This is a genomic window from Micromonospora arida (assembly GCF_042873195.1).
GTDB lineage: Bacteria > Actinomycetota > Actinomycetes > Mycobacteriales > Micromonosporaceae > Micromonospora > Micromonospora arida.
Genome location: NZ_JBIALC010000002.1, coordinates 647,510 through 670,862 on the forward strand (window position 1 = coordinate 647,510; position 23,353 = coordinate 670,862).

Consider the following 23,353-nt stretch of genomic DNA (forward strand, 5'->3'; position numbering starts at 1 on the left):
TTCGGCGGGTCGCCCGGAGTCGCACTGGTGGACTAACCTGGATGTCGCTGACGGTTGTCAACCAGAACGACGGGGATGTTGCCATGGCCGGGCGTACGGAAGTCGACCTGTTGTCCCTTGAGGACTTCCACGAGCACCTGGCGTCGCGGTTGAGCCAGGCCGAGTCGGTGCTGCGCAAGCTCAACACCGAGATGCAGTGCCGTCCTCCGGCCCTGGGCTCGTTCTTCGACGCCACCGACAAGGCGCGTCGCTACAGCGAGGTGCATCAGTCCTATGTCGACCAGGCCGAACGGATCCGGCAGGCGGTGCTGGCGGCACAGCAGGCGACCAGCACGATCCTGAGCAACTACCGCACCACCGAGGCGCGTAACGCGGCCAACTCCGACGATGTCACCGCCGCGCTGAATCCGGTCGAACGGGCGTTTCAGACGAAGGGGGACGGGCGTGTCTGAATACACCCAGCGCTATCAGGGCGACAGCCACCAGCAGCTGTACGACGGCCTGATGGCGGGCAAGCCGGAGCAGATCGAGGGCGTGGCCACTCAGTGGGCCGAGCTCAAGGGCATCCTCGACGGCCTCGGCCGGGATCTGAGCGGCGACCTCGACAAGCTCGCCAACACGTGGACGGGTTCGGCGGGTCGGGAGTTCCATCGGCGACTCAGCCTGATCGTCGCCCACACCGACGCGTTGGGCGAAGGGATGGCCGGCGTCAAGCAGGGGTTGACCATGATGGCCGACCATCTGCGCGCCGCGCACAAGCAGGCCGAGAGCCCGGAGGAGACCGACGACAACGACAAGGCGATCGGCGGCGCGATCAAGGGTGGCGCGGCCTTCGGTCTGACCGGTCTGATCGTCGGGGGCATCGCGGGTCACCAGCAGGACAAGGCAGAGCAGGAGAAGGCCCACCAGCGGATGGTGACGCTGGTGGCCGGCCTGGCCAACAGTTACGAGATCTCCGCCTACGACCGGGTGGTCGAACCGCCCCCGCCCGACCCGGATACTCCGAGCACCGCCCGCAAGGACCCGACGACGCCACAGAGTGTCTCGGCCATCGCCAGGGTGTCCGGCGGCCCCAACACCGGCGCTGACACCGGGCGCACCGGTGACGCGACCATCTCGTCGCCCGTCCGCGTCGCCCAACTGCCGGGCGACGGTTCGACTCCGGGCGAGGTCGGCTCGGGCACCGGTGGCAGCCCGGCTGTCGTCACCGTTCCGATCGGCGCCGGCAGTGAAATCGCTGACGGCGGCACCTCCCTCGCCGGAGCCGACCCGCTGATCGGCGGCGCGCTGCTCGGCGGGGGTGCCGCCGGGCTGGTCGGGCTGTCCGGGCCGGCCGGCGCGCCCGCTGCGGCGAGCACCGGTCCCGGCCTGCTCTACGGAGCACAGGGCGGGTCACCGGCCGGCGGGGTGTTGCGCAGCGGCGCGCTCGCGGGCTCGGGCAACGCGGCCCCCGCCTCGGCTCGACCGACCGGCGGTGGTGCGGCCCCGGCGGAGACCCGCGCCGCCAACGGGGTCGGGCGCAGCATCGACGGCCAGCGCGGTGGCAGCGGCGGACGCCCGGCCATGACCGGCGGCAACGCCCGACCGGGGTCCGGCGGCGGCCGCCCTGGTGTGCTCGGCGGGCAGGGTCGAGCGCAGGACGACGACTCCGACGAGCGGCTGACCTGGTTGACCGAGGACGAGATGGTGTGGCAGGGCGACGAGAAGGCGGCGCCCCGGGTGCTCGGCACCGGCGACTGAGCTCGGTCCGCCGCCGGCACGCCCACCCCACCGGCGGTGCCACCCCGACGATGCACGGTGCCCCCGATCGGACCCGATCCGGTCGGGGGCACTGCCGTTCCCGGCCCCCGACCGACGCCGTCCACAGTGCGCAGGGTGGTGGCGGTCACGCCCGCCCGGTCCTTCGCCGTGCTGCGATGGGCCAGGACGGGCGATAGGTTGGTCGGGTGTCGTCCGCAGCGTCTGTCCGCCCAGCCAGGTGGGCTGTGCTGCGGTCACTGCGGGACCTGACCCGCCTGGCGGTCACCGCGCTGGTGCTCGCGGTCGGCCTTGGTGCCGCTCTCGCCGCGACCCCACCGCCCGCCCCCACGCAGCTGCGGCCCAGTGCCGTGAGCAGCCGGGTGGCAAGTGTCCGCCCCGACGCCGGCCCGGCCAACCAGCGGGCCGCCCAGCCAGCTGAAGCCCCGCCGGCCGGCACGCGCGATACCGCCACGGTGACCGGTCCGGTCGCGGCGGGCCCGGTGCACGTCCCGGCCATCGATCCCGGCCGTGGCTCTCCTGTACGACGCGGCCCGCCCGCCCGCTGAGCCAGGCCCGGCGATCCCCGGGGCCCGATCCCGGCTGATCATCCCGCACGACATCTGAGTTCGCCGTCGACGGGACCATCCCGCCACCGGGCCGACCGGTGCTGCCGCGCCTTCCTGCCCCCGTCGATACCCGCCTTCGACCGCGAGGTGCTGATCATGCAAACCATCCTCTCCGCCGTCCTGCCAGACCTCTCCCGGGCCGCCGTCATCTGGCTGAGCCTGCTCGGGGTGGTAGCCGTCGCCGTCGCCGCTCTCCTGCTGCGGCCCGGCCGGTTCCGTTTCGACCCGGGCTCCCGGATCCGCCGCGCCGCCATGCCGAGCCAACTTGAGCAGGCGCAGGAGGAGCGGGAGCAGAGCCGCTACGCGCAGGAGGTGGCGGTGGCCGCGGAGCGGGCGACCACCACCGTGCGACGCCGCCGCGCGGAGTGGGTGGCCGCGCAGGAGGCGGTCGAGGCGGCCTGGCTGGCGTACGAGCCGGCCGAGGCTGGCGTACGGCGGCTCGACGCGGCGGCCGCGATGCCGCTGCCGCACACCGCACGCACCCCCGCCGAGTACGCGGACCGCGAGCGCTACCTGCACCGGGCGGCGCTGGATGCGTACTGGCGGCGGGAGCTGTCGGTGGAGCAGCTCAGCGACGTCTTCGCGCACCGCGACGGCTGGGACCCGCGACTGCACCCGGTCGAGCAGGAGCTGGTGCTCCAGCGGGCGATCCGGGACAACCTGGCGGCCCGGCACGCCGCAGCCCGCGAGCGGGAGCAGGCCGCGTGGCGGGCGGCCGAGTTGGCGGTGGCCGCGGCTCGCAGTCTGCGCGAGGAGGCGCACGCCGCGACCGGACGACGGGTCGCCGAGTCGGCGTCGGTACTGCCGCTGAGCGAGGTTGCCCGACCCGTGGGCGCGCAGCCCCGCGAGAACGTCGAGCAGACCCGGGAGAACAAGGTGACGGCGCGCGGCCGTGCGACGGTGCCCGCGTTCTGAGCCGCGCGGGCTCGGGTGGGTTAGCGTGACGGCATGTCCCGACAGGCGTGGGTCCTCGTGGTGATCGCCAGCATCCTGGCGCTCGCCACACTGGTCGGTGCCGTGGTGCTGGCGGTGCGGGTGGTGCGTACCCGGCGGCTGCTGACCGGGCTGGGCGCGGGCGGCAAGGTCGCCTTCTACGGGGCGCTGATCTACACGATCTTCCCGGTCGACGTTCTGCCGGACCCGATCTACCTGGATGACATGGGGGTCCTGGCCGCCGCGCTGCTCTACCTGACCCGACTGGTGCACCAACGTCGGGCGGCGGGTCGCCAGCTGCCCGGTCAGCCGGACGCCCCACCGGATCGGGGCCAGGTGCGTCGCCGCGTGCCATGATCGGGGTCGGTTCGGCGGACAGGGGACGGGCATGACGGGCGATCATCGGTTGACCGTGCACGATGAGCGGGTTGTCGCCTTCTGCGCCGAACGGCACCTGGCGACCCTGACCACCCTGCGGGCGGACGGCACCCCGCACGTCGTACCGGTCGGGGTGACTCTCGACCCGGCGGCCGGCCTGGCCCGGGTCATCACCTCCGGCGCCTCCCGCAAGGCCCGTCAGGTGGCGGCGGCGGGCGCAGCGGGCGCGGCGGTGGCCGTGTGCCACGTGGATGGCCGCCGCTGGTTGACCATCGAGGGTCGCGCGGTGCTGCGGTCGGATCCGGCCGCCGTGGCGGAGGCGGAGCGGCGATACTCCGAGCGGTATCGGACACCCCGCCCGAATCCGGAACGGGTCGTCATTGAGATCAGCGTGACCAGGCTGTTGGGCAGCCTCTGAGCTGACCGTGTGTCCCCGATGACCGGTTCGGGTCCCGGCGGGGCTGCCGCGCGGGTCCCGGTGCCCGCAGCCGGCGGAATTCTCCGTGGAGCAGAGCGGTTACGTCCTCGGTACGCCCAGGGCCGAGACCAGATGGTCGGCCCCGTGTTGCGCCGAGCGCCATTCCCGGTGCTGCCGCCTCCGCTTGCCCGAGGCGCCAACCCCCGAACGGAGACTCGACCATGAACCAGATCGTCCAGAAGAGCGGTCTGTCCGTCGTCGGCCTGCTGGTCGCCGGCGGCTGCGCCCTCGGCCCGGCGGTGGCCGCGCAGGCCGCCCCGACGCAGGCCGCCCCGGCCTCGTCGAGCCAGAACGACAGGCACGCCGAACGGATCCTCGGCGTCGACTACCAGGCCCAGCCGAACTTCTACTACTGCGGCCCGGCCGCGACCCGGATCGCGTTGTCCGCGCAGGGCAAGGCGCTGTCCCAGGACGAGGTGGCCCGGCTGCTCGGCACCACCGAGGCGGGTACCCCCTCGGCCCTGGACACGACCCGGGTGCTGAACGAGCTGACCGGTGGCAAGTACCGGACCACCGAGATCCGTGATTCGGTGGCCCGCCCCGAGCAGGTCGAGCAGCTGCGCCGTGACGTGCTGGCCGCGGTGGACGCCGGCCGACCGGTGGTGGCCAACATCAAGGGCACGACAGTGGACACCGACGGCAACCCGCACTCGTACGAGGGTGGCCACTACCTGACCCTCGTCGGCTACCGCGACGGTGGTGACACGATCCGGGTCGCCGACCCGGCCGACCCGGCGTTGGGCGAGTACTGGATGAGCCTTCCGAAGGTCGCCAACTGGATCGCGGAGCGCGGCTACTCCTCCTGATCCGGACGGTTCACCGGGCCGGCCTCTCCCGTGCGGGGAGGCCGGCCCGGCCGTCGTTACGGGCCTGGGCGGCGAGGTGCGCGCGCCGACGGGCTCGGGCGGCCCGCGTCGGTCGGGTCCGGTGCAGTTGTCGGTGGACCGGCGGGTGGATCTCCGCCTCGCCTGCTCCGGCCGCCCGGCGCACGATCCGGTTGGCGTCTTCAGGTTCGGAACCGGCGGCCCGGAGCAGGTCGCTGGCCGCGGTACGCAGTCCGGTGACGAGGGATTCGCCGAACGACTTGACGCCGGCCGCGGAGGCGCGCCCGGCCAATTCGGCGCACTCCTCGACCAAGCGGCGGGTACGCCGGGGGTCGTCACCGACCCTGCACTCCACCCGCATCTCCGCCACCGCCTGACCCAACCGGCCCATCGCACCCGGCAGCTCCGGCGGAATCGGCTCGTCGTACTGCAACGCTGTGGTCGACCAACGGGCCATGGCGCGGGTGTCCAGCAGCAGCCGTTCCAGGTGACCGGCGCTGCGGGCGTAACGGTGGTACTGCTGCCGACGGTGCCAGCGCACCGGGGCGATCGTCACCACCTCCTCGGCGCCGCTGAGCGCATCGTGCAACCGGCCCAGGTCGTCCTCGGTGCCGCGGAGCCGCTCCAGAACGCCCAAGGTTCCGGCGCCGTCGCGTTCGCGCAGCGCCCGCGCCAGTTCGGCGAGTTGCTCGCAGAGGATCGCGAAGATCGGTGCCGCGGCGCGGTCCAGCACCCGCATCGGGTTGATCGGCAGCAGGAGCGCGACCACCACCAGGCCGACCACCCCACCGACGAGCGCGTCGAAGATGCGGGGCACCTCCAGGCCGCGCTCCATCGGGGCCAGCGTGGCGATCAGCACGGCGGTACCGCCGGCCTGACCGACGAGCGGACCACCCTTCCCGGCCACCAGCAACGCGGCGGCGATGGCCAGTGCGACCACCACGCCGGTCTGCCACGGGCCCGAGCCGAGCAGGAATCGCAGCGTGTCCCCGATGATGATGCCCAGGGCCACGCCGCCCAACAGTTCGAAGGTCCGGCGGGCCCGCTGCCCGATGGCGGTGGCGATCGTACCGACGGCGGCGGCGGGAGCGAAGACGTGCGATCCCTGGCCGAGCAGATTCTTGGCGAGCAGGGCGGCGATGGCCGCGGCCAGCCCGGCCTGGATGGAGATGACCAGGGTGACCTCCCACTGCCGGGCCCTGATCCGGCCGGCCTGCCCGCCACGGTGCCGCACCCGTCGGACCGTCCGCTCGGCGGTCTGGTCGAACCGCGACTGATCGCGGTCGGCGGGTGGGCGTTCGTCGGCCATGGCGGCGGTTACCCCGGCGGCGGCAGGGCAATCGTGACGGCCGGGCACCACCGCCACCGCCAGCGCCACCGACACCGTCGGACGCATCGTCAACCGTAGGTTTGTGCAGCCCCGTGGGGGTACCAGAGCCACACACCTCCCACCGATCCGCAACCGGTAAGGGGCCGTGACATGACCAGTCCACCGACCACCGACGACCACGACGCCGTCGACATCCTGATCTCCGATCATCGTGAGATCGAGGCAGTCCTCGTCGAGTTGGCGACCCGGCAGGGCACCCCCGAGCACCGCCGGCGCCTCGCCGACGTGGTGATCGCCGAACTCGTCCGTCACTCGGTGGCCGAGGAGGCGTACGTGTATCCGATAGCCCGAAAGGTGCTGCCCGACGGCAACGAAATCGCCGACCGCGAGATCGCGGAGCACGCCGACGCCGAGCGGACCATGAAGGAGTTGGAGTCCACCGACCCGTCCGACCCCCGCTTCGACGAACTGCTCGCCCAACTGACCAGCACCGTCCGACATCACGTGACGGAGGAGGAGAAGGAGCTGTTTCCCCGGCTGCGCGCGGCGACGGCCAGGGAGGAGCTGGTCGAGATCGCCGCCCGCGTGACGGCGATCAAGGAGATCGGGCCGACCCGGCCACACCCGGGGAGCCCGGAGCACCCACCGGCGAACAAGCTGCTCGCCCCCGGCATCGGTCTGGTCGACCGGCTGCGCGACGCGTTGAGCGGCCGGCCCACCTCAATGGACGAGCTACGCGACAAGCGCTGACCCGCGCGTCACCCGGACCCGGCACTCCCGGGTCGCCGACGGCGCGGCGGCCCGGGAGGAGCGCGCCGGGTCAGCGGACCTGGTCGCCCTCACCGGTGCGCGCCTGGGCCTGGTCCACGCCCTTGTCGATCTGATCGCCGTACTTGCCGCCGGTGCGCTTGTCGGCCATGTCGCCGGCCTTCTCCGCGCCCTGGTCGACCTGCTTGTCATGCTTGTCCGCGAAGTCCTTGGCCTTGTCCATGAAGTCACCCACGGCGTTCCTCCTCAGTCTGGTCCGTCCCCTTCGCCTTCCCTCGGCCCGACGACGCAAACGCCGCCGCTCCGGACGTGATTCGCGAACACCCACCCACGTCACTCCGACCGACGTACGATCCGCGCGGGCAACGGCCAGCGATTCGGGTGTCGGGGCACGACCGACCGGGTACCGACCTCGTCGAGATCGAGGAGGACCGACATGGCCGCAGAGGAACCCGGACCGACAGGCAGCCCCGGACCGCGCCAGACCTGGGCGGCGCTGCCGTGGCTGGTCCGGACCGCGGTGTCGTGGAGCGCCTGCCTGGTGGTGATCGCCGCAGGGCTCTACCTGCTCGGCCGGATCGCCGTCCTGTTGGCGCCGCTGGCCATCGCGCTGGCCGCCACCATCTTCCTCACCGCGCTGCTCGACCCGGTCCTGCTGCTGCTGCGGCGCCGGTTGCGCCTGCCGGCGGCGCTGGCCGCGCTCTGCACCGTACTGCTGCTGCTCGGCATCCTGGTCGGCGTCGGCGCCCTGGTGTGGAACCTGACCGCCAGCCAGTTCGATCAGCTCAGCCAGGAGTTGACGCAGGGCGTCGAACGCAGCCGGGACTTCGTGACGTCCACCCTGCCGGTCAGCGAGGCACAGCTGGACCAGCTGGTCGACCAGGCCCGGGAAGGGCTGAGCGGCAGCTCTCCGGACCCGGTGGCCGGTGCCCGGACCGCCACCGAGGTGGTCGGCTCCGCGCTGCTGGCTCTGGTGCTGCTCTTCTTCCTGCTCAAGGACGGCCGGTCCATGTGGCACTGGGTGCTGTCCCGGGTCTCCGGCCCGAACCAACCAGTGCTGGCCGAGGCCGGCCGCAATGGTTGGCAGACATTGGGCGCGTACAGCAGGGGCACCATGTTCATCGCCGCGGTCGACGCGCTGGGCATCGGGCTGGCTCTCGTGGTGCTGAGGGTGCCACTCGCCCTGCCGCTGGCGTTGATCACGTTCCTCGGCGGGTTCGTGCCGATCATCGGGGCGACGGTGGCCGGCGCGGTGGCGGTCCTGGTGGCGCTGGCCGCGAACGGTCCCACCACCGCGCTGCTCACCCTCGCGGCGGTGATCGCCGTGCAGCAGATCGAGGGCAACCTGCTGGAGCCGCTGGTCATGAAGCGGCAGGTCCGACTGCATCCGGCGGTGATCCTGGTGGCGGTCACCGCGGGCACGCTGATCGCGGGCATCGCCGGCGCCTTCGTCAGCGTCCCGATCACCGCCGTCCTCTGGCGTGTCATCGACACCGTCCAACAACGCCGGTCGACCTCGGCTCTCCTGCCCTCGGACTGATCACCGACCGAGGTGCGTGGTGAACCAGGTGCCAGCCTGATCGGCAACCTGCTCCAGGGTGCCGGGCTCCTCGAAGAGGTGGGTGGCACCGGGGATCACCCGCAGTTCGCCGACCTCCCCCAGCTCGGCCAGCGCCCGCTCGTTGAGCGTGATCACCTCTTCGTCCAGCCCGCCGACCAGGAGCAACGTCGGGGTACGCACCTGGGCCAGCGCGTTCCCGGCCAGGTCCGGCCGACCGCCCCGGCTGACCACGGCGGCCACCCGATCGGCGCGGGACGACGCCGCGACCAGGGCAGCGGCAGCACCCGTGCTGGCCCCGAACAGACCGATCGGCACATCGCCGGCAGGACGCTCGACGGCCAGCCAGTCGACGATCCCGGCCAGCCGGCTGGCCAGCAGCCCGATGTCGAAGCGCAGCTCGGCTGTTCGCGCGTCCACCTCGTCCTCGACCGGGGTGAGCAGGTCCGCCAGCACCGTGCCGAGCCCACGGCCGTTCAGCGTCCGGGCCACCGCCACGTTGCGGGGGCTGTGCCGGGAACTGCCGCTGCCGTGCGCGAACAGCACCACGCCGACCGGCTGGGCAGGCAGCGTCAGGTCGGCGGGGAGTTGGGCGTCCCCGATCGGAATGGTCACGCTGCGCTGCTCGTCCATGCCCCACCTCCGCGTCCTCGCCGGTGGTCCGGGTACCCGGCCCGCCGCCGGGCACGCACGCCGCGCCCGCGTCAGCCCTCGCCGCCGGGCCGCGTTTGCCCGCTGGGGCGCCGGGTACGCGACGAGCGACCGCAGACCGTGTCGGCGCAGCCGCGCCCCGACGGATCGCGAGGATCGCCATGGCCAAGCAGCAGATTTCCCGGCAGCAGCAGCTGACCGAGCGAACCCAGCGTGAACAGGACGCCGAGCGCAACCAGGACGTCGGGGACCAGGATTTCGGAGACCAGGCCGCTTCGGCCCGGCTGCCCGACGACCCGAAGGCGGCGGCGCCCCGGGACGCGATCGGGCGTCCGTCCACCGGGGAGCCGGTCTGACGAACCGGGGCCGGCGAGCTGGTCTGACCCACAGGCGCGGGCGGGGCGGGGCGGGAAGACTCCCGCCCCGCCCGTCACTGTTCGCGCTCGGGCAACCGCATCAGCGGAGACCGCCCCGGTGGTTGCTCGGGCGGCGGACCGGACGGCTCGGCCGGCGGCACCGGCACCGTCACCGGCTCGTCGCAGGTCACCCGCAGTATCTGGTCGTGGTGGCGCAGCTCCACCACGTCGTCCGGGCCGCCGTGGCGCAGCGAGTACGTCGTCTGATGCGGCCGGACATCCACCCGCAACGCCAGCCCCCGCCACTGGAGCGAGAACTCCAACCGGCTGAGTCGGCTGGAGAGCCGGGGGGCGAAGGACAACTCGCCGTCGTGGTCCCGTAGACCGCCGAACCCGCTGACCAGGGCGAGCCACGCGCCGGCCAACGACGCCATGTGTACGCCGTCGCGGGTGTTCTCGTTGAGGTCGTGCAGGTCCATCAGCGCGGCCTCGCGCAGGTAGGTGTGCGCGAGTTCGGGGTGGCCCACCTCGGCGGCGAGCACCGCCTGGGTGCACGCCGACAACGACGAGTCGCGTACGGTGCGGCGCTCGTAGTAGAGGAAGTTGCGCACCTTCTCCTCGGGGGTGAAGGCGTCCCCACGCCAGTGCATGGCGAGGACCAGGTCGGCCTGCTTCACCACCTGCTTGCGGTACAGCTCGAAGTACGGGTAGTGCAGCAGCAACGGGTACTTCTCCGCCGGTGTGTGCGTGAAGTCCCATTCCTGGAGTCGGGTGAAGCCCTCCACCTGCTGGTGGACCTCGAGTTCCTCGTCGTACGGGACGTGCATGGAGGTGGCGGCGTCCCGCCAGCTCGCGGCCTCCTCGTCGGTGACGCCGAGGTGGAACGCCTCGTCCCGGTAGCGCATGACCACTTCGGCGGCGGCGAGCAGGTTCCGCTGCGCCATCAGGTTGGTGTAGACGTTGTCGTTCTTCACGGCGGTGTACTCGTCCGGGCCGGTGACACCGTCGATGTGGAACTGCCCGTGCCGGTCGTGGTGGCCGATCGAGCGCCACAGCCGGGCGGTCTCCACCAGCAGCTCCAGCCCGATCTCCCGTTCCGACTGGGTGTCCCCGGTGACCATCACGTAGCGGCGCACGGCGTCGGCGATGTCGGCGGCGATGTGGAAGGCTGCCGTACCGGCCGGCCAGTATCCGGATGATTCCGGGCCTTCGATGGTCCGCCAGGGAAAGGCGGCGCCCTGGAGGTTGAGCGTCTCGGCACGTTCCCGCGCCGATTCCAGCGTGCTGTGTCGCCACTGCAACGCGCTGCGCACCGCGCTCGGCTGGGTGTACGTGAGCACCGGCAGGACGAACATCTCGGTGTCCCAGAAGGCGTGACCGTCGTAACCGGGACCGGTCAGCCCCTTAGCCGAGATCGGCCGCTGCTCGGCCCGCGCACCGGCCTGCAACACGTGGAAGAGACCGAACCGGACCGCCTGCTGCACCTCCGGGTCGCCCTCGACCAGCACGTCGGAGGCGTCCCAGAACGCGTCGAGGTAGTTGCGCTGCTCCCGGTGCAGCCCGTCCCACCCGTCGAGCCGGGCTCCGGCCAGCGCCGCGCCGACCTGGTCGCGCAGCGCCGGCAGGGACCGGCGACTCGACCAGCTGTACGTCAGATACTTGATCACCCGCAGCTTCTCGCCGGGCTGGAGCACGCAGGCGACGGTGGTACGCACCCAGTCCTGGTAGCCCTCGGACTCGATGGTGGTGTGGTCCGGGCCGTGCACCTCGTGCTCCATGGCGGCGGCGACCCGCAGACCGGAGACCTTGGTGCGGTGGATGAGCTGGCCGCCGTCGGGGGTGGTCAGCTCCTCCTCGGCCAGCAGCGGCGACTCCAGCACCGCCGCGACCCTGGGGTCCTTGCTCTGCGCGGGCAGCGACTCGTTCGCCACCAACTCGGACTGCACGATCAGCCGCAGCGGGCCGTCGACGGCCTCCACCTCGTAGCTGATGGCGGCCACGGACCGCTGGGTGAACGAGACGAGACGGGTGCTGCGGACCTTGACCTCCCGGCCGGCGGGCGAGCGCCAGTGCAGCTCCCGGTGCAGCGTGCCGGCCCGCAGGTCGAGGATGCGCTCGTGGGCGATCAGCTCGCCGTAACGCACGTCGAGCGGTTCGTCGTCGACCAGCAGCCGGATCAGTTTGCCGTTGGTGACGTTGACGATGGTCTGCCCGGACTCGGGGAAGCCGTAGCCCGCCTCCGCGTACGGCAACGGACGCAGTTCGTAGAACGAGTTGAGGTAGGTGCCGGGCAGGCCGTGCGGTTCGCCCTCGTCGAGGTTGCCCCGCAGGCCGACGTGCCCGTTGGAGAGCGCGAAGACCGACTCCGACTGGGCCAGCACGTCCATGTCCAGCCGGGTCTCCCGGACGTGCCACGGCTCCACCGGATAGGCGCGCTCCCGAATCATCCGGAGCCTCGTTCGGTGGCGAGCGGGTCCGTGGCGGTGCGGTTGGGCGCCGGTGGGTCCGCGCGGTCGAGAAGGTCGGCGAGGTCCGTCACCACGATGTCGGCGCCGTGGGCGAGCAGCTCGTCGGCCTGCCCGACCCGGTCGACGCCGACCACGTAGCCGAAGCCACCGGCGCGGCCGGCGGCCACCCCGGATAGCGCGTCCTCGAAGACGGCGGCCTGCGTCGGGTCGACGCCGAGCACCCTGGCCCCGGCGAGGAACGTGTCGGGGTGTGGTTTGCCGCGCAGCCCCTGCGCACGGGCGACCAGCCCGTCCACCCGGGCCTCCAGCAGCGGCTCGAATCCGGCGACGGCGACCACCTCACCCCCGTTCGCGCTGGCGGTGACCACGGCTCGGCGGAGCCCGGCGGCGGTCGCCGCCTTCAGATACCGCACCGAGCCCGGGTAGACCTCGACGCCGTCGGTACGCAGTCGGTGCAGCAGCAGGACGTTCTTGCGGTTGCCCAGGCCGTTGACGGTCTCCGCGTCCGGCGGGTCGTCCGGGCTGCCCTCGGGCAGCACGATCCCGCGGGAGGCGAGGAACGACCGGACGCCGTCGGCCCTGGGGCGGCCGTCGACATAGTGGTTGTAGTCCGGGCCCGGATCGAACGGTTGGAACGGTTCGCCGGAGACCGTGGCGCGCTGGCGGAGAAACTCGTCGAACGTCTGCGTCCAGGCGGCGTTGTGTACGCGGGCGGTCTGCGTCAGCACACCGTCCAGATCGAAGAGACAGGCGGTCACGTGAGCAGGTAGGCCCAGCACGGTACGAATCTATCCACCCTGCTGGGCTCGCAAACCCGTTTCGGCCGCCCTGGGGCGTTTCAGTTCGGTCGCAGCGTCCAGATCACGGTCATCTCCGAGGTCGGCTTGCCACCCTCGGTGGCGATCTGGACCACGACGGGGAATTCCGGGCGTCGACCGGCGGCCAGTTCCTCGGTCACCTCGGCCGCGGGCCGGCCGAGTCGCGCGGTGGCCAGCACCGGACCCATGGCGAGTTTCCGGTAGGCGATCTCGGCCCGGACGGCCAACGGCACGGCCCGGTCGAGCAACTGCCCGAAGGCGGCCAGCACGACCGCGCCGGAGGCCGTCTCGCCGAGGGTGAACATGGCGCCGGCGTGCGGGCCCCCGATGTGGTTGTGGGTGGCCGGCGTGTCGGGCAGCCGGACGACTGCCCGCACGCCTCCCTCCGCCTCGGGTGCCACCTCGACGAACTCGATACCGAGCGTACGAGCGAACGGCACCGCTTCCAGCATGCCGGCCGCCACCTGGCGGGAGTCGATAGTCATCCCCTGACGTTACTCACCGGTAACCAGGCCGGCAACCAGCGACTTTGCCGTCCGGGCACCGTCAGAGGTTGCCGATGATGCGCAGGATCTCCGCATAGAAGTTGCCGTCGATGCTGCGGAAGAAGGAGAAATCCTGCCCCGGGTCGCCGAAGAACGGCCGCAGCGTCCAGGCCAGCTGGGTGCCGACAAAACCGAAGAGCAGGATCCAGATGTAGAGCAGGGTCATGCTGGCCGGCCGCTGCGTCGGCTCCCCGCGTCGGACCCCACGGCCGTCCCACGGGCGTTGCGCCACGTAACCGGGCGGCAGGATGCCGGGCGGGAACGAGGCACCGGCCGGCTGCGTCGGAACCTGGGCCGGAGCCGGCGCGGTGGTCACGGCACCGTTCGCAGTCGACTCGGCCACGGCGGCCCCGGCTGGCACGGCGACGGGCTCGGCGCTCTGACCGGCGACCGGCACGGCAGCCGGCGTCGGCCCGGCGGGCACCGCGACCGGCACGGCCTGGACCGGCGCCGGGGCCCCGGCCTGCCCGTCGACCTTGGCGTTGGCGGCCTCGGGCGCGAGCAGGCCGTGGTCGTTGAGCACCTGCATCCCGCTGGTCAGGAAGCGCAACCCGACCAGCGCCGACAGGGTCAGGATCGAAACGTTGAGCAGCTTGAAGAACCCGTAGTCGTTGGCGGTGATCAGGAAGAAGAGGCTGATCGGCGCGAACGCCACCGCGAGCATCGAGGTGACCGTGATCGCCACCATCACCAGCGCCAACGACTGCCGCACCGAGAGCCGGGCGCCGAAGACCAGGTTGAACAGGTAGAGCGTGGGCAGGCAGATGACCAGAGTGACCAGGAACAGCAGCGGCAGCTTCAGCGCCGAGGTCAGCGCCATCAGTGGGCTGTGGAAGAAGCCCAGCACCGCCCCGTAGCAGGCCAACGCGATGGCGGAGCTGGTCAGCATCCGCCCGGTCAGGGCGTTGAGGTCACGCTCGGCCACGATCTGCTGCCAGATGCTCTCGCGATCACGCAGGATGCGCTCGATGACGAGCGGACTGGGACGGTCACCCGACACGGGTGCACCCCTCTCGGTGGTCTTTCACAGTGGACTGGGTGGGCAGACCGTAGGGCACCGGGTGGTGGGCCCGCCACCCCGTCAGCGCCAACCCACGTCGATCCGGTCGCCGCGCTCGTCGAAGAAGTGCAGCGCGTCCATCCGTACCGAGACGGCGAGCGGGTGACCGGCGCTGACCGCCGGGTACGGCGCCAGCCGCACCGCCAGTTCCGCCGGGCGGCGGTGGTGCCGGCCCGGGTCGGGGAGCACGCTGGTCTGGACGCCACTGGGCGAGGCCTCCTGCGCCTCCACCGGCTTGCCGGTGAGCCGCTGCATCACCGAGCCGAAGCGGCGCAGGCCGCGCTGGCCGACCGGCGGCGGTTCGAGGGGGGCACCCATCTCGTCGACCACGATCGCGGTCGCGCCGATGTCGAGGAACGCCAACGACTCGTGCCCGTGGTGCTCCAGGTAGCGGATCCGCCCGCGCAGCACGTCGCCGGGGCTGTCCGGTGCGACCGGGGTGAGCGCCTCGGCCCGCATGCCGACCACGATCCGCTCACCGTGGTAGTGCGCCACCGCCCGACTGCGGATGTCGTTCCAGGGCAGGTAGAGCGACTGGTCGCCAAGGTTGAGCGTGACGTACCGGTCGAGATGAACGTAGACCGACGCCTCCAACAGGTTCATCCGTGGGCTGCCCAGGAACGCCGCCACGTAGAGCGTCGCCGGCCGCCCGTACACCTGGGTCGGTGTGCCCACGTCCTGGAGCACGCCGCGGCGCATGATGGCGACACGGTCGGCCATGGTGAGCGCCTCGGCCTGGTCGTGCGTGACGTAGACAGTGGTGACGCCCAGCTCGCGGGTCAGGCCGGAGATCTCCGCGCGCAACTCGGCCCGCAGGCCGCTGTCCAGGTTGGACAACGGCTCGTCCATCAGGAACAGGCCGGGCCGGCGGACGATCGCGCGCCCCATCGCCACCCGCTGCCGCTGCCCGCCGGAGAGCTGACCAGGCTTGCGGGCCAGCACGTCACCGATGCCCAGCGCGCTCGCCACGTCGCTGACCCGCTCGCCCCGCGGCTCGGGCTCGACCCCGGCCAGCCGCAGCGGAAATGCGATGTTGTCGCCAACGCTCATGTGCGGGTAGAGGGCGAAGTCCTGGAAGACCATGGCGATCTTGCGGTCCCGTGGGGGCAGGTCGTTAGCCACCTCCCCGTCGAGCATGACCGCGCCGGTGGTCGGCTCCTCCAACCCGGCGATCATTCGCAGCACTGTCGACTTGCCGCACCCGGACGGCCCAAGCAGCACCATGAACTCGCCGTCGTTCACATCGAGGTTGATGCTGTCGACGGCCAGCGTGCCATCTCGGAAAACCTTGGTCACATCCTTGAGCGTGACGGTGCTCACCGTCTTCCCCCCAGCGCGCGTCGACCGAACCCCACAAGACTGTGACCAGGATCATGGGTTTGTGACATCGGGTAAACGTCTCATGTTCGATCGATGACGGTGCTATTACACGACAGAAGCCGCGATCAGCAGCGCGTGGACCGCTCGCCCGGCTCCCCGAGGAACACCTGCCGTACCACTCGCTCCGCCGCCCGCCCGTCGTCCAACGTGCAGAACCGGGCCCGGAAATGTTCGCGGGCCTTGGTCGCCGCGTCCGAGCGCACCCCGTCGGCACGGAACAGGTCGAGCAGATCGGCGAAAGTGGAGGCTACCGCGCCCGGCGGTTCGGCGGTGACGTCGAAGTAGACCCCCCGGGCCAGCCGGTACGCCTCCCAGTCCGGGGTGTAGAGCACGATCGGCCGGTCCAACACCGCATAGTCGAACATGGCCGACGAGTAGTCGGTGACCAGCACGTCCGCCACCAGATAGAGATCCTCCACCCGTTGATGGCCGCTGACGTCACGAACCCGCTCCCAGTCCCTCGGCCGGCCGGGGCGTCGATCACGGTCGTGGAAGTAGTGGCTGCGCATCAGCAACCGGCCCGACTCACCCAGCGCCTGGACGAACCGGTCCGGGTCGAACGGCGGCCGGTAGCCGGGCAGGTGCTCGCGGTGCGTCGGGGCGTACAGGACGACCTGCTCGTCGGGGTCGAGGCCGAACTCCGCGCGGAGTCGGCGCACCTCGTCCGGGCTGGCGGTGACCAGGCGGTCGTTGCGCGGGTACCCCACCTCCAGCGTGGTGTACGTGGCCGGGTACGCCCGGTCCCACATCTGGGTGGAGAAGCTGTTGGCGCTGACGCTGTAGTCCCAGCGGTCCACCCGGCGCAGCAGCCCGGCGAAGTCCATCCGGCCCGCGCCGATCGGGTAGCGCTGCTGATCCAGCCCCATCACCTTGACCGGCGTGCCGTGGTGGGTCTGCAGGTGCACCTGTTCCGGTCGCTTGCGGACGAAGTCCGGAAAGTTGACGTTGTTGACCAGCCACCGGGCGCGGGCGAGCACCCGGTAGTACGCCGGCGTGCCGGCCACCACGTACTCCACCCCGGCCGGCACGCTGTCCACCCGGTCCCGGCGCACGACCCACACCCCGCGCACCCCCGGCGCCAACCGGCGGGCGTCCTCGTAGATGGCCGCCGGGTTGCAGGAGTATCCGCGGTACCAGTACGCCGCGTACACCGCGAGCGTCGGGTCGACCGGCCGCCGCAACTCGGCCCGGTAGTACTCGCGCAGCAGCCCGTCCCGGGTCAGCCGGGCACCGCGCCGGGCGACCGGGCCGACCTTGCGCCGCGCCGTGCGGGCCTGCCGGCGCGCGGCGTCGCGGGCCCGGCTGGCGGCCCGCAACGCGCTGAAGGTGCGCCACCGGCCGGAGGCGACCAGCTTGTGCTTGATCCCCTCGACCCCGTCCGGCACCGGATAGCCGCCGGCGGGCAGCCAGCGCTGGTAGTCCGCGGTGATCTGCGCGAAGAACGCCTCCCGCAGCTCCGGCGCGATCCGCTGACCGTTGCCGAGCACGGTCAGGTAGTGCCAGATCATCCGTTCGAAGACCGCCGGCCGCAGGGCCTCCGTAGCCGACCCCCACGAATCCATCAGGTGGAAGACCCGGTGCCACTGCGGGAAGACCTCGAAGTGCCGGTCACCTCGGGTCCGGGTGATCGCGCCGGCGCGGCGTTGGCGGTAGTTGACGCAGACCCGGTCGAGGACGCCGATCCGGTGCGCGGCCATCAGCACCGGGTAGCTGAAGGAGACGTCCTCGTACCAGCCGGGCGCGAAACGTAGCCCCAGGTCGGCGAGGAACTCCCGACGGACCAGCCGGTTCCACGCGGTGTGCAGCAGGTGCATCGCCTGCGGCCGCTCCCGCAGGCGGAAGGTGCCGGGGCCCGGCGACTCCGGAAACACCTCGGCCATCGCGCTGCGGGTGGCGGTGTCGTTCCAGTGGGTGCGCACGTGGTCGACCAGCAGGACGTCCGGTCGGGTGACCCGCAACCGCTCGGCGACCTCGGTCAGGCACTCCGGAGCCAACCAGTCGTCGCCGTCGAGGAACCACACGTACTCGCCGACGGCCCGGTCCAGCCCGATGTTGCGGGCCGGACCGAGGCCGACGTTCTCCGACAGCCGGACCGAGCGGACCCGCTGGTCGTGGGCCGCGTACTCGTCGATGATGTCGCCGCTGGCGTCCGGCGAGCAGTCGTCGACGGCGATCACCTCGATGTCGGTCTCCGGTTGACCGAGGATGGAGTCCAGGCATTCCCGCAGGTATCCCTGCACTCGGAAGGCCGGCACCACGAAGCTGATCAGGGTCATCCGGCCGCCCTCCGTCAGCGCGGCACGGCACCTCCAGCGCCCGCCGGCGCCACCGACGCCCGCGCGCTACGGGCCGGTCGCACGAACCAGGCCAGGACGACGCTCACCACGAAAACCACGAGAAGGTACGCACCGAGTGTAGCCAGTCCGATACCCGCAATACCGGCGATCGCCGCGAGCGCCAGCAGCACCGAGCGCCCCTCCCAGCCCAGCGTCGCCGCGTGCAGGGGCGGTGCCGCCTGCCGCTTCTCCAGGCGGGCGGTCAGGTCGTAGTGGTGCACGGTGAGCACGAAGACGTACCCGAAGATCAGCCAGCCGGGTGCCTCGCCGACCACCCCGACCGCGATGGCGAACAGGTACTCGGCAGCCCGCAACGCCGCGGGCACCAGCCAGTCCAGCGGACCGTTGTGCGCCGCCCCGGCACCCAGGCCGCCGACCAGCAGCACCAGCAGCGCCACCGGCACCGCCCAGCGCAGCCCGACGGGCGCATCCGCCAGCAGCGCCGCGACCAGCAGCACCGCCGGGCCGAGCGCGGCGATCACCGCCAGGGTCAGCGGCCCCATCGGGCGGACCACCGGCAACCAGCGGGCCAGCGGGCCGTCGTCGCGGTGCAGGGTGGCGTCGACCGTGTCCAGCACCGGCACCCACATCCAGCGGGCCCGCAGCGTCCGCAGCGCCCCGGTGTACGCGAACGCCAGGACCCCCCAGACCAGCACCGCGATCAGGCTCACCAGCGGGTTGAACAGCGCCACGGTCAGCGCGATCAGCGCCCACCGCTCACCGATCGGGAAGACCACTGTCCGCTTCAGCCAGTACGACACTGAGCCGGTGTCCGCCTGCACCCGGGTCGACGCCGCGTTGAGCCGGTCACCGATCCCGCCGCTGGCGTTCGTCGCCGTACGCGGGCGACGGGCCGCCTCGTCGTGCAGCACCCCGTACCAGGTGTCGGTCATGTGCCGGACGGTCTGCAACGTCATCGCGGCGATCGCGAGCGCCCACCCGTTGCCCAGCCCGGCGTGGCTCACCCCGAAGCCCAGCCCGGCGTAGACCAGGTACTCCTTGGCCCGGTCCGCCATCGTGTCCAGCCAGCCACCCCAGGCGCTGAAGTGCCGGGTGTAACGGGCCAGTTGGCCGTCCACGCAGTCCAGCACGAAGCCCAGGTAGAGCAGCACCGCGCCACCGACCAGCGCGGGCCGCCCACCGACCCCGAACAGCACCGCCGCGCCCAACGCGAAGAGCACCGAGATCGCCGTCACCCCGGTCGGGGTGAGCCGGAGCCGGGCCGAGAGCCGGACCACGTACGGCGACCAGGTGCTGACAAAGTAGGTGGAGAAGAAGTCGTCCTTCTCCTTCACCGACAGTCGCAGCTCGGCCCGGTCCTCGTCGACCGCGGTCACCGCCGCCTCGGCAGCGGTCAGCCCGGCCGGGTCCTCGACCCGGTGGGCGACGAGCAGGCGTACCCGCTGGGCGAAGATCAGGGTGCCGAGCGCCGCGAGACCCGCGAAGAGCCGGTCCACGGCGGACCCGGGGCCACCGGCCGCGACCGACCCCCCGGACCCGGCCCCGCCGGTCGCCGGCAGCGGCGCCACGTCGCCGGCCGGGCCGATCGGGGCGGCGACGGGGAGCATCCCGGACGCGGCGGCCCGAGCGGCGGCGGCGAGGTTCGGCAGGTCGTCCACGCCGACCCGCAGCGCGCCGCCGAACACGCCGGTGGCGTCACCGTCGAGGGCGTTCAACGCGCCGGCGTCGACCACCTGGCCGCGCTCCTCCCGCACGGCGGTCCGACCGGGCACCGGCGGGTCGCCGAGCACCAGCGCCACCGTGGGACCCACCGGGCTGGTGGCCAGGTGCCGCAGTACGGCGGTGTGCGCGACCAGGTCCGTGCCGGTGACCAGCACCGGGGCGGTCGCGGTGGTGACCAGCTCGGACAGCTCGTCGAGGGTGGCGGCGAAGCGCACCTCGTCCGCCCCGGCCAGGCGCAACTGGGCGGCCAGCCGGTCTGCCAGCGGCTCACCGGTCGCCGTGGTCAGGCCCGCCGCGGGCGTCCCGGCGGCGAGCACGATCGCGAGCGTCACCGCGGGACCGCGGCGTGGTATGCGTCGAGCGCCTCGGCGATGGTGCCGTCGAGCGTCAACCGGCCCGCGTCGAGGTACAACCCCCGACGGCAGAACCGGGTCAGGTCCTTTTCGTTGTGTGACACCAGCACCAGCGTGCGCCCCTCCCCGAGCAGACGATCAATCGTCGCGTAACACTTCTTGCGGAACTCCGCGTCCCCGACCGCGGTCACCTCGTCCATCAGCAGGATCGGGTGCGGCAGGTGCGAGATGATCGCGAAGCCCAGCCGCACCTTCATCCCCGACGAGTAGTGCCGCACCGACGTGTCGATGGCCCGTTCCACCTGCTCACCGGCGAACTCGACGATCTCGTCGAAGTGCCGCTTCAGGTAGCTCGTCGACAGCCCGTGCAGCCCACCGACCAGGTGCAGGTTCTCCCGCCCGGTCAGGTCGTTGGAGAAACCGGCGGACAATTCCAGCAACGGCGCCACCGCGCCGTGCACCCGGATGCTGCCCTCGTCCGGTATGAGCACCCCGGCGATCAGCCGCAGCAGTGTGCTCTTGCCGGTGCCGTTGCGCCCGATCACCCCGACGGTCTCGCCGGGCTGCACGGTGAACGACACGTCCCGCAACGGCCAGAACTGGCCGGGCAACGCGCCGCGTGCCCCCCGGTGGATGAACAACTCGCGCAGCCGCAGCTGGCGGCGACGATTGCGGACGAACCGAATGCCCAGGCCGTCGGCCTCGATGATCGGCGCAGCCACCTCAGAGCTCCTTGAGCACGGCGGGCTCCAACCGGCGGAACGACCACCAACCGGCGGCCAGCACCAGCAGGCTTCCGACGATCGTGGTGGCGAGCAGCCGGGCGTCCGGGAACTCGTCCGGATACCAGATCGCGTGGTGCAGCTGGAAGATCCCGACCAGCGGGTTCAGCTCGTACACCACCTTCAACCAGCCGGGCAGCCCGGACTCCCGGACCAGGCTGAGTGGATAGATGATCGGCGTGGCGTAGAAGAGCACCCGGATGATCAGCCGCATCAGCCGTTCCACGTCGCGCATCAGCACGTTCCACGCGGACAGCAGCAGGGCGAGCCCGGTCAACAGGACGGCCTGGACGGCCACCGCCAGCGGCAGGGAGAGCAGCGACCAACCGGGGTGGATCCGACCGTGCACCGCGTAGATCACCGCGATGGCGATCAGGATAGGCAGGCCGGCCGCGTACTCGGCGAACCGACCGGTGACCCGGCCGATCGGAAAGACCTGACGCGGCACGTTCATCGTGGTGATCAGCCGGGACTGCCCGGTCAGCGCGTTCGTCGCCTCGCTCAGCGCCGAACTGGTCCACATCCAGGCGAAGATGCCGGTGATCAGGAACAACGGGTACGACCCGGCCGCCTCACCGAGGTGCCGACCGGTGTCCCGGGAGTAGAGCACCCCGAAGACGAACCAGTAGATGGCGCCCATGCCGAGCGGCTCGATCAGCGACCAGAAGTAGCCCAGCACCGACTGCTGGTACTTGACCGCGAGATCCCGCCTGACCAGGATGCGCAGCGAGTTGCGGTGCGACCACAACGCCGCGACGCCAGAGGTCACCGCAGCCTCCCGCCTCGTGAAACGGACGACAGGTTAGCAGTCGGTGAACGATTGCCCCGAATCGACCGGACTCAGCACTCGATCACGTTGACGGCCAAACCGCCACGCGCCGTCTCCTTGTACTTGACCTTCATGTCGGCGCCCGTCTCCCGCATGGTCTTGATGACCTTGTCCAGCGACACCTTGTGCACCCCGTCGCCGCGCAGCGCCAGCCGGGCGGCCGTGATCGCCTTGATGCTAGCCACCGCGTTCCGCTCGATGCAGGGGATCTGCACCAGGCCACCCACCGGGTCACAGGTCAACCCGAGGTTGTGCTCCATCCCGATCTCGGCCGCGTTCTCCACCTGCTCCGGGGTGCCACCGAGCGCCTCGGCCAGCCCCGCCGCCGCCATCGAGCACGCCGAACCGACCTCACCCTGGCAGCCCACCTCGGCGCCCGAGATCGAGGCGTTCTCCTTGAACAGCACACCGATCGCGCCCGCCGTCAGCAGGAACCGCACCACACCCTCGTCATCGGCGTCCGGCACGAACCGGGTGTAGTAGTGCAGCACCGCCGGAATGATCCCGGCTGCACCGTTGGTCGGCGCGGTGACCACCCGGCCACCCGCGGCGTTCTCCTCGTTGACCGCGAGCGCGAACAGCGTCACCCAGTCCATCGCGTGCAGCGGGTCGGCCGTCCCGGCCTCCGCCTCCAGGCCGCGCCGCAGCTCCGCCGCGCGCCGCCGGACCTTCAACCCCCCAGGGAGTACGCCGTCCCGCTCGCAGCCGCGCTGCACGCACTCCTGCATCACCCGCCAGATCTCCAACAGACCGGCCCGGATGTCCGCCTCGCTGCGCCAGGAACGCTCGTTGGCCAGCATCACCTCGCTGATCGACAGCCCGGTGCGGGTGGTGACGTCGAGGAGCTGCGCCCCGGTCAGGAAGGGGTACCGCACCACAGTGCTGTCCGGCTTGATCCGGTCCGCCCCGGCCGCCGCCTCGTCCACCACGAACCCGCCACCGACGGAGTAGTAGCTGCGGCTGCGCAGCTCGGCGCCGGCCCTGTCGTACGCCACGAACGTCATCCCGTTCGGGTGGTACGGCAACGACCGGCGGCGGTGCAGCGTCAGGTCCCGATCCGGGTCGAAGTCGATCTCGTGCGCGTCGAGGATGTTGATCCGCCGCTCGGTCCGGATCCGCTCGACCCGAGGACCGACGGTGTCCGTGTCGACCGTCTCCGGCGACTCGCCGGCCAACCCGAGCAGCACCGCCGGGCCGCTGCCGTGGCCGTGCCCGGTGGCCCCCAGCGAGCCGAACAGCTCGGCCTGCACCCGTGCCGTGTCGCTGAGCAGCCCGTCGGCCTTCAGCCCGCCAACGAACGTCCGCGCGGCCCGCATCGGCCCCACCGTGTGTGAGCTGGACGGCCCGATACCGACGCTGAAGAGGTCGAAAACACTGATCATGGCTGCGCTTCCTCGCCGTCGTCCCGGCGTACGGGACCCGGCCGGGTCGCGACCGCCGGTCTGGCGGCCCCGCTC

Annotated in this window: 23 protein-coding genes; 10 read left to right on the top strand and 13 right to left on the bottom strand. The window is 71.7% G+C overall.

Annotated elements, in window-relative coordinates:
* Positions 1–41 precede the first annotated feature (41 nt).
* The 7 genes from ACFYP0_RS09655 to ACFYP0_RS09685 all read left to right on the top strand — a co-directional run bounded on the left by ACFYP0_RS09655 (position 42) and on the right by ACFYP0_RS09685 (position 4,961).
* Positions 42–452 carry a hypothetical protein gene (locus ACFYP0_RS09655; RefSeq protein WP_356977563.1) on the top strand — a complete coding sequence of 137 codons (411 nt, stop codon included), beginning with the start codon at positions 42–44 and terminating at the stop codon, positions 450–452.
* On the top strand, positions 445–1,740 hold the full coding sequence (locus ACFYP0_RS09660; RefSeq protein WP_356977565.1) for a WXG100 family type VII secretion target: 1,296 nt from the start codon (positions 445–447) through the stop codon (positions 1,738–1,740). The genes ACFYP0_RS09655 and ACFYP0_RS09660 overlap by 8 nt, the downstream gene beginning before the upstream one ends.
* Before the next feature lie 245 nt (positions 1,741–1,985).
* Entirely contained in the window at positions 1,986–2,306 is a 321-nt protein-coding gene (locus ACFYP0_RS09665; protein WP_356977567.1) for a hypothetical protein, read from the top strand.
* Positions 2,307–2,462: 156 nt separating this feature from the next.
* On the top strand, positions 2,463–3,281 hold the full coding sequence (locus ACFYP0_RS09670) for a hypothetical protein (RefSeq protein ID WP_356977569.1): 819 nt from the start codon (positions 2,463–2,465) through the stop codon (positions 3,279–3,281).
* A 33-nt stretch (positions 3,282–3,314) separates the two neighbouring features.
* On the top strand, positions 3,315–3,656 hold the full coding sequence (locus ACFYP0_RS09675) for a YkvA family protein (RefSeq protein WP_124859157.1): 342 nt from the start codon (positions 3,315–3,317) through the stop codon (positions 3,654–3,656).
* Between the two features lie 31 nt (positions 3,657–3,687).
* The gene (locus ACFYP0_RS09680; protein ID WP_356977571.1) at positions 3,688–4,095 is read left to right on the top strand and encodes a pyridoxamine 5'-phosphate oxidase family protein; all 408 of its coding nucleotides are present in this window, start codon (positions 3,688–3,690) and stop codon (positions 4,093–4,095) included.
* A gap of 221 nt (positions 4,096–4,316) precedes the next feature.
* Positions 4,317–4,961 (top strand): C39 family peptidase, encoded by a 645-nt coding sequence (locus tag ACFYP0_RS09685; RefSeq protein WP_124859153.1) that lies wholly within the window; start codon positions 4,317–4,319, stop codon positions 4,959–4,961.
* A gap of 10 nt (positions 4,962–4,971) precedes the next feature.
* Here ACFYP0_RS09685 and ACFYP0_RS09690 read toward each other — a convergent pair whose 3' ends face one another.
* Positions 4,972–6,375 carry an FUSC family protein gene (locus ACFYP0_RS09690; protein ID WP_356977574.1) on the bottom strand — a complete coding sequence of 468 codons (1,404 nt, stop codon included), beginning with the start codon at positions 6,373–6,375 and terminating at the stop codon, positions 4,972–4,974.
* A gap of 84 nt (positions 6,376–6,459) precedes the next feature.
* Between ACFYP0_RS09690 and ACFYP0_RS09695 the strand changes: the two genes are divergently transcribed.
* Positions 6,460–7,059, top strand: a complete 600-nt coding sequence (locus ACFYP0_RS09695) for a hemerythrin domain-containing protein (RefSeq protein ID WP_356977576.1) — start codon at positions 6,460–6,462, stop codon at positions 7,057–7,059.
* A gap of 70 nt (positions 7,060–7,129) precedes the next feature.
* Here the strand turns inward: ACFYP0_RS09695 and ACFYP0_RS09700 are convergent, their stop codons facing one another.
* Positions 7,130–7,300, bottom strand: a complete 171-nt coding sequence (locus ACFYP0_RS09700; protein WP_231393380.1) for an antitoxin — start codon at positions 7,298–7,300, stop codon at positions 7,130–7,132.
* Between the two features lie 213 nt (positions 7,301–7,513).
* Here ACFYP0_RS09700 and ACFYP0_RS09705 point away from each other — a divergent pair, with 213 nt between their 5' ends.
* Complete coding sequence (locus ACFYP0_RS09705) at positions 7,514–8,617, top strand: AI-2E family transporter (protein ID WP_386995300.1); 1,104 nt, start codon at positions 7,514–7,516, stop codon at positions 8,615–8,617.
* Here the strand turns inward: ACFYP0_RS09705 and ACFYP0_RS09710 are convergent, their stop codons facing one another.
* A complete protein-coding gene (locus ACFYP0_RS09710) occupies positions 8,618–9,268 on the bottom strand; it encodes a dienelactone hydrolase family protein (protein ID WP_386995303.1) in 651 nt (216 codons plus the stop codon). It abuts the gene before it with no gap.
* A gap of 179 nt (positions 9,269–9,447) precedes the next feature.
* Here ACFYP0_RS09710 and ACFYP0_RS09715 point away from each other — a divergent pair, with 179 nt between their 5' ends.
* Positions 9,448–9,642 (top strand): hypothetical protein, encoded by a 195-nt coding sequence (locus ACFYP0_RS09715; protein ID WP_091395197.1) that lies wholly within the window; start codon positions 9,448–9,450, stop codon positions 9,640–9,642.
* A gap of 74 nt (positions 9,643–9,716) precedes the next feature.
* Here the strand turns inward: ACFYP0_RS09715 and ACFYP0_RS09720 are convergent, their stop codons facing one another.
* The 10 genes from ACFYP0_RS09720 to ACFYP0_RS09765 all read right to left on the bottom strand — a co-directional run bounded on the left by ACFYP0_RS09720 (position 9,717) and on the right by ACFYP0_RS09765 (position 23,278).
* A complete protein-coding gene (locus ACFYP0_RS09720) occupies positions 9,717–12,089 on the bottom strand; it encodes a glycoside hydrolase family 65 protein (protein ID WP_386995305.1) in 2,373 nt (790 codons plus the stop codon).
* Positions 12,086–12,889: a beta-phosphoglucomutase family hydrolase gene (locus ACFYP0_RS09725; protein WP_355493687.1), complete on the bottom strand. Its 804-nt coding sequence runs from the start codon at positions 12,887–12,889 to the stop codon at positions 12,086–12,088. The genes ACFYP0_RS09720 and ACFYP0_RS09725 overlap by 4 nt, the downstream gene beginning before the upstream one ends.
* Positions 12,890–12,948: 59 nt before the next feature.
* On the bottom strand, positions 12,949–13,413 hold the full coding sequence (locus ACFYP0_RS09730) for a DUF4442 domain-containing protein (RefSeq protein ID WP_124859143.1): 465 nt from the start codon (positions 13,411–13,413) through the stop codon (positions 12,949–12,951).
* Positions 13,414–13,474: 61 nt separating this feature from the next.
* Complete coding sequence (locus ACFYP0_RS09735; protein WP_355493686.1) at positions 13,475–14,473, bottom strand: hypothetical protein; 999 nt, start codon at positions 14,471–14,473, stop codon at positions 13,475–13,477.
* A gap of 81 nt (positions 14,474–14,554) precedes the next feature.
* Positions 14,555–15,853, bottom strand: a complete 1,299-nt coding sequence (locus ACFYP0_RS09740) for an ABC transporter ATP-binding protein (RefSeq protein ID WP_355493685.1) — start codon at positions 15,851–15,853, stop codon at positions 14,555–14,557.
* 125 nt (positions 15,854–15,978) lie between these two features.
* On the bottom strand, positions 15,979–18,189 hold the full coding sequence (locus tag ACFYP0_RS09745; RefSeq protein ID WP_355493684.1) for a bifunctional glycosyltransferase/CDP-glycerol:glycerophosphate glycerophosphotransferase: 2,211 nt from the start codon (positions 18,187–18,189) through the stop codon (positions 15,979–15,981).
* Positions 18,190–18,203: 14 nt separating this feature from the next.
* Positions 18,204–20,264, bottom strand: a complete 2,061-nt coding sequence (locus ACFYP0_RS09750; RefSeq protein WP_386995309.1) for a DUF5941 domain-containing protein — start codon at positions 20,262–20,264, stop codon at positions 18,204–18,206.
* Complete coding sequence (locus ACFYP0_RS09755; RefSeq protein ID WP_112581808.1) at positions 20,261–21,007, bottom strand: ABC transporter ATP-binding protein; 747 nt, start codon at positions 21,005–21,007, stop codon at positions 20,261–20,263. Before ACFYP0_RS09755 ends, ACFYP0_RS09750 begins: the two co-directional genes overlap by 4 nt.
* 1 nt (position 21,008) lies before the next feature.
* Positions 21,009–21,836: an ABC transporter permease gene (locus ACFYP0_RS09760; protein WP_112581809.1), complete on the bottom strand. Its 828-nt coding sequence runs from the start codon at positions 21,834–21,836 to the stop codon at positions 21,009–21,011.
* Positions 21,837–21,907: 71 nt separating this feature from the next.
* Positions 21,908–23,278 (bottom strand): L-serine ammonia-lyase, encoded by a 1,371-nt coding sequence (locus ACFYP0_RS09765; protein WP_355493683.1) that lies wholly within the window; start codon positions 23,276–23,278, stop codon positions 21,908–21,910.
* Between the last annotated feature and the right edge of the window lie 75 nt (positions 23,279–23,353).

Excerpts from the sequence above, each read along its gene's own strand:
- ACFYP0_RS09680 (WP_356977571.1), top strand. The coding sequence starts at position 3,688 with ATGACGGGCGATCATCGGTTGACCGTGCACGATGAGCGGGTTGTCGCC.
- ACFYP0_RS09655 (WP_356977563.1), top strand. The coding sequence starts at position 42 with ATGTCGCTGACGGTTGTCAACCAGAACGACGGGGATGTTGCCATGGCC.
- ACFYP0_RS09765 (WP_355493683.1), bottom strand. The coding sequence starts at position 23,278 with ATGATCAGTGTTTTCGACCTCTTCAGCGTCGGTATCGGGCCGTCCAGC.
- ACFYP0_RS09695 (WP_356977576.1), top strand. The coding sequence starts at position 6,460 with ATGACCAGTCCACCGACCACCGACGACCACGACGCCGTCGACATCCTG.
- ACFYP0_RS09710 (WP_386995303.1), bottom strand. The coding sequence starts at position 9,268 with ATGGACGAGCAGCGCAGCGTGACCATTCCGATCGGGGACGCCCAACTC.
- ACFYP0_RS09675 (WP_124859157.1), top strand. The coding sequence starts at position 3,315 with ATGTCCCGACAGGCGTGGGTCCTCGTGGTGATCGCCAGCATCCTGGCG.
- ACFYP0_RS09730 (WP_124859143.1), bottom strand. The coding sequence starts at position 13,413 with ATGACTATCGACTCCCGCCAGGTGGCGGCCGGCATGCTGGAAGCGGTG.
- ACFYP0_RS09705 (WP_386995300.1), top strand. The coding sequence starts at position 7,514 with ATGGCCGCAGAGGAACCCGGACCGACAGGCAGCCCCGGACCGCGCCAG.
- ACFYP0_RS09690 (WP_356977574.1), bottom strand. The coding sequence starts at position 6,375 with ATGCGTCCGACGGTGTCGGTGGCGCTGGCGGTGGCGGTGGTGCCCGGC.
- ACFYP0_RS09720 (WP_386995305.1), bottom strand. The coding sequence starts at position 12,089 with ATGATTCGGGAGCGCGCCTATCCGGTGGAGCCGTGGCACGTCCGGGAG.
- ACFYP0_RS09685 (WP_124859153.1), top strand. The coding sequence starts at position 4,317 with ATGAACCAGATCGTCCAGAAGAGCGGTCTGTCCGTCGTCGGCCTGCTG.
- ACFYP0_RS09670 (WP_356977569.1), top strand. The coding sequence starts at position 2,463 with ATGCAAACCATCCTCTCCGCCGTCCTGCCAGACCTCTCCCGGGCCGCC.
- ACFYP0_RS09715 (WP_091395197.1), top strand. The coding sequence starts at position 9,448 with ATGGCCAAGCAGCAGATTTCCCGGCAGCAGCAGCTGACCGAGCGAACC.
- ACFYP0_RS09745 (WP_355493684.1), bottom strand. The coding sequence starts at position 18,189 with ATGACCCTGATCAGCTTCGTGGTGCCGGCCTTCCGAGTGCAGGGATAC.
- ACFYP0_RS09700 (WP_231393380.1), bottom strand. The coding sequence starts at position 7,300 with ATGGACAAGGCCAAGGACTTCGCGGACAAGCATGACAAGCAGGTCGAC.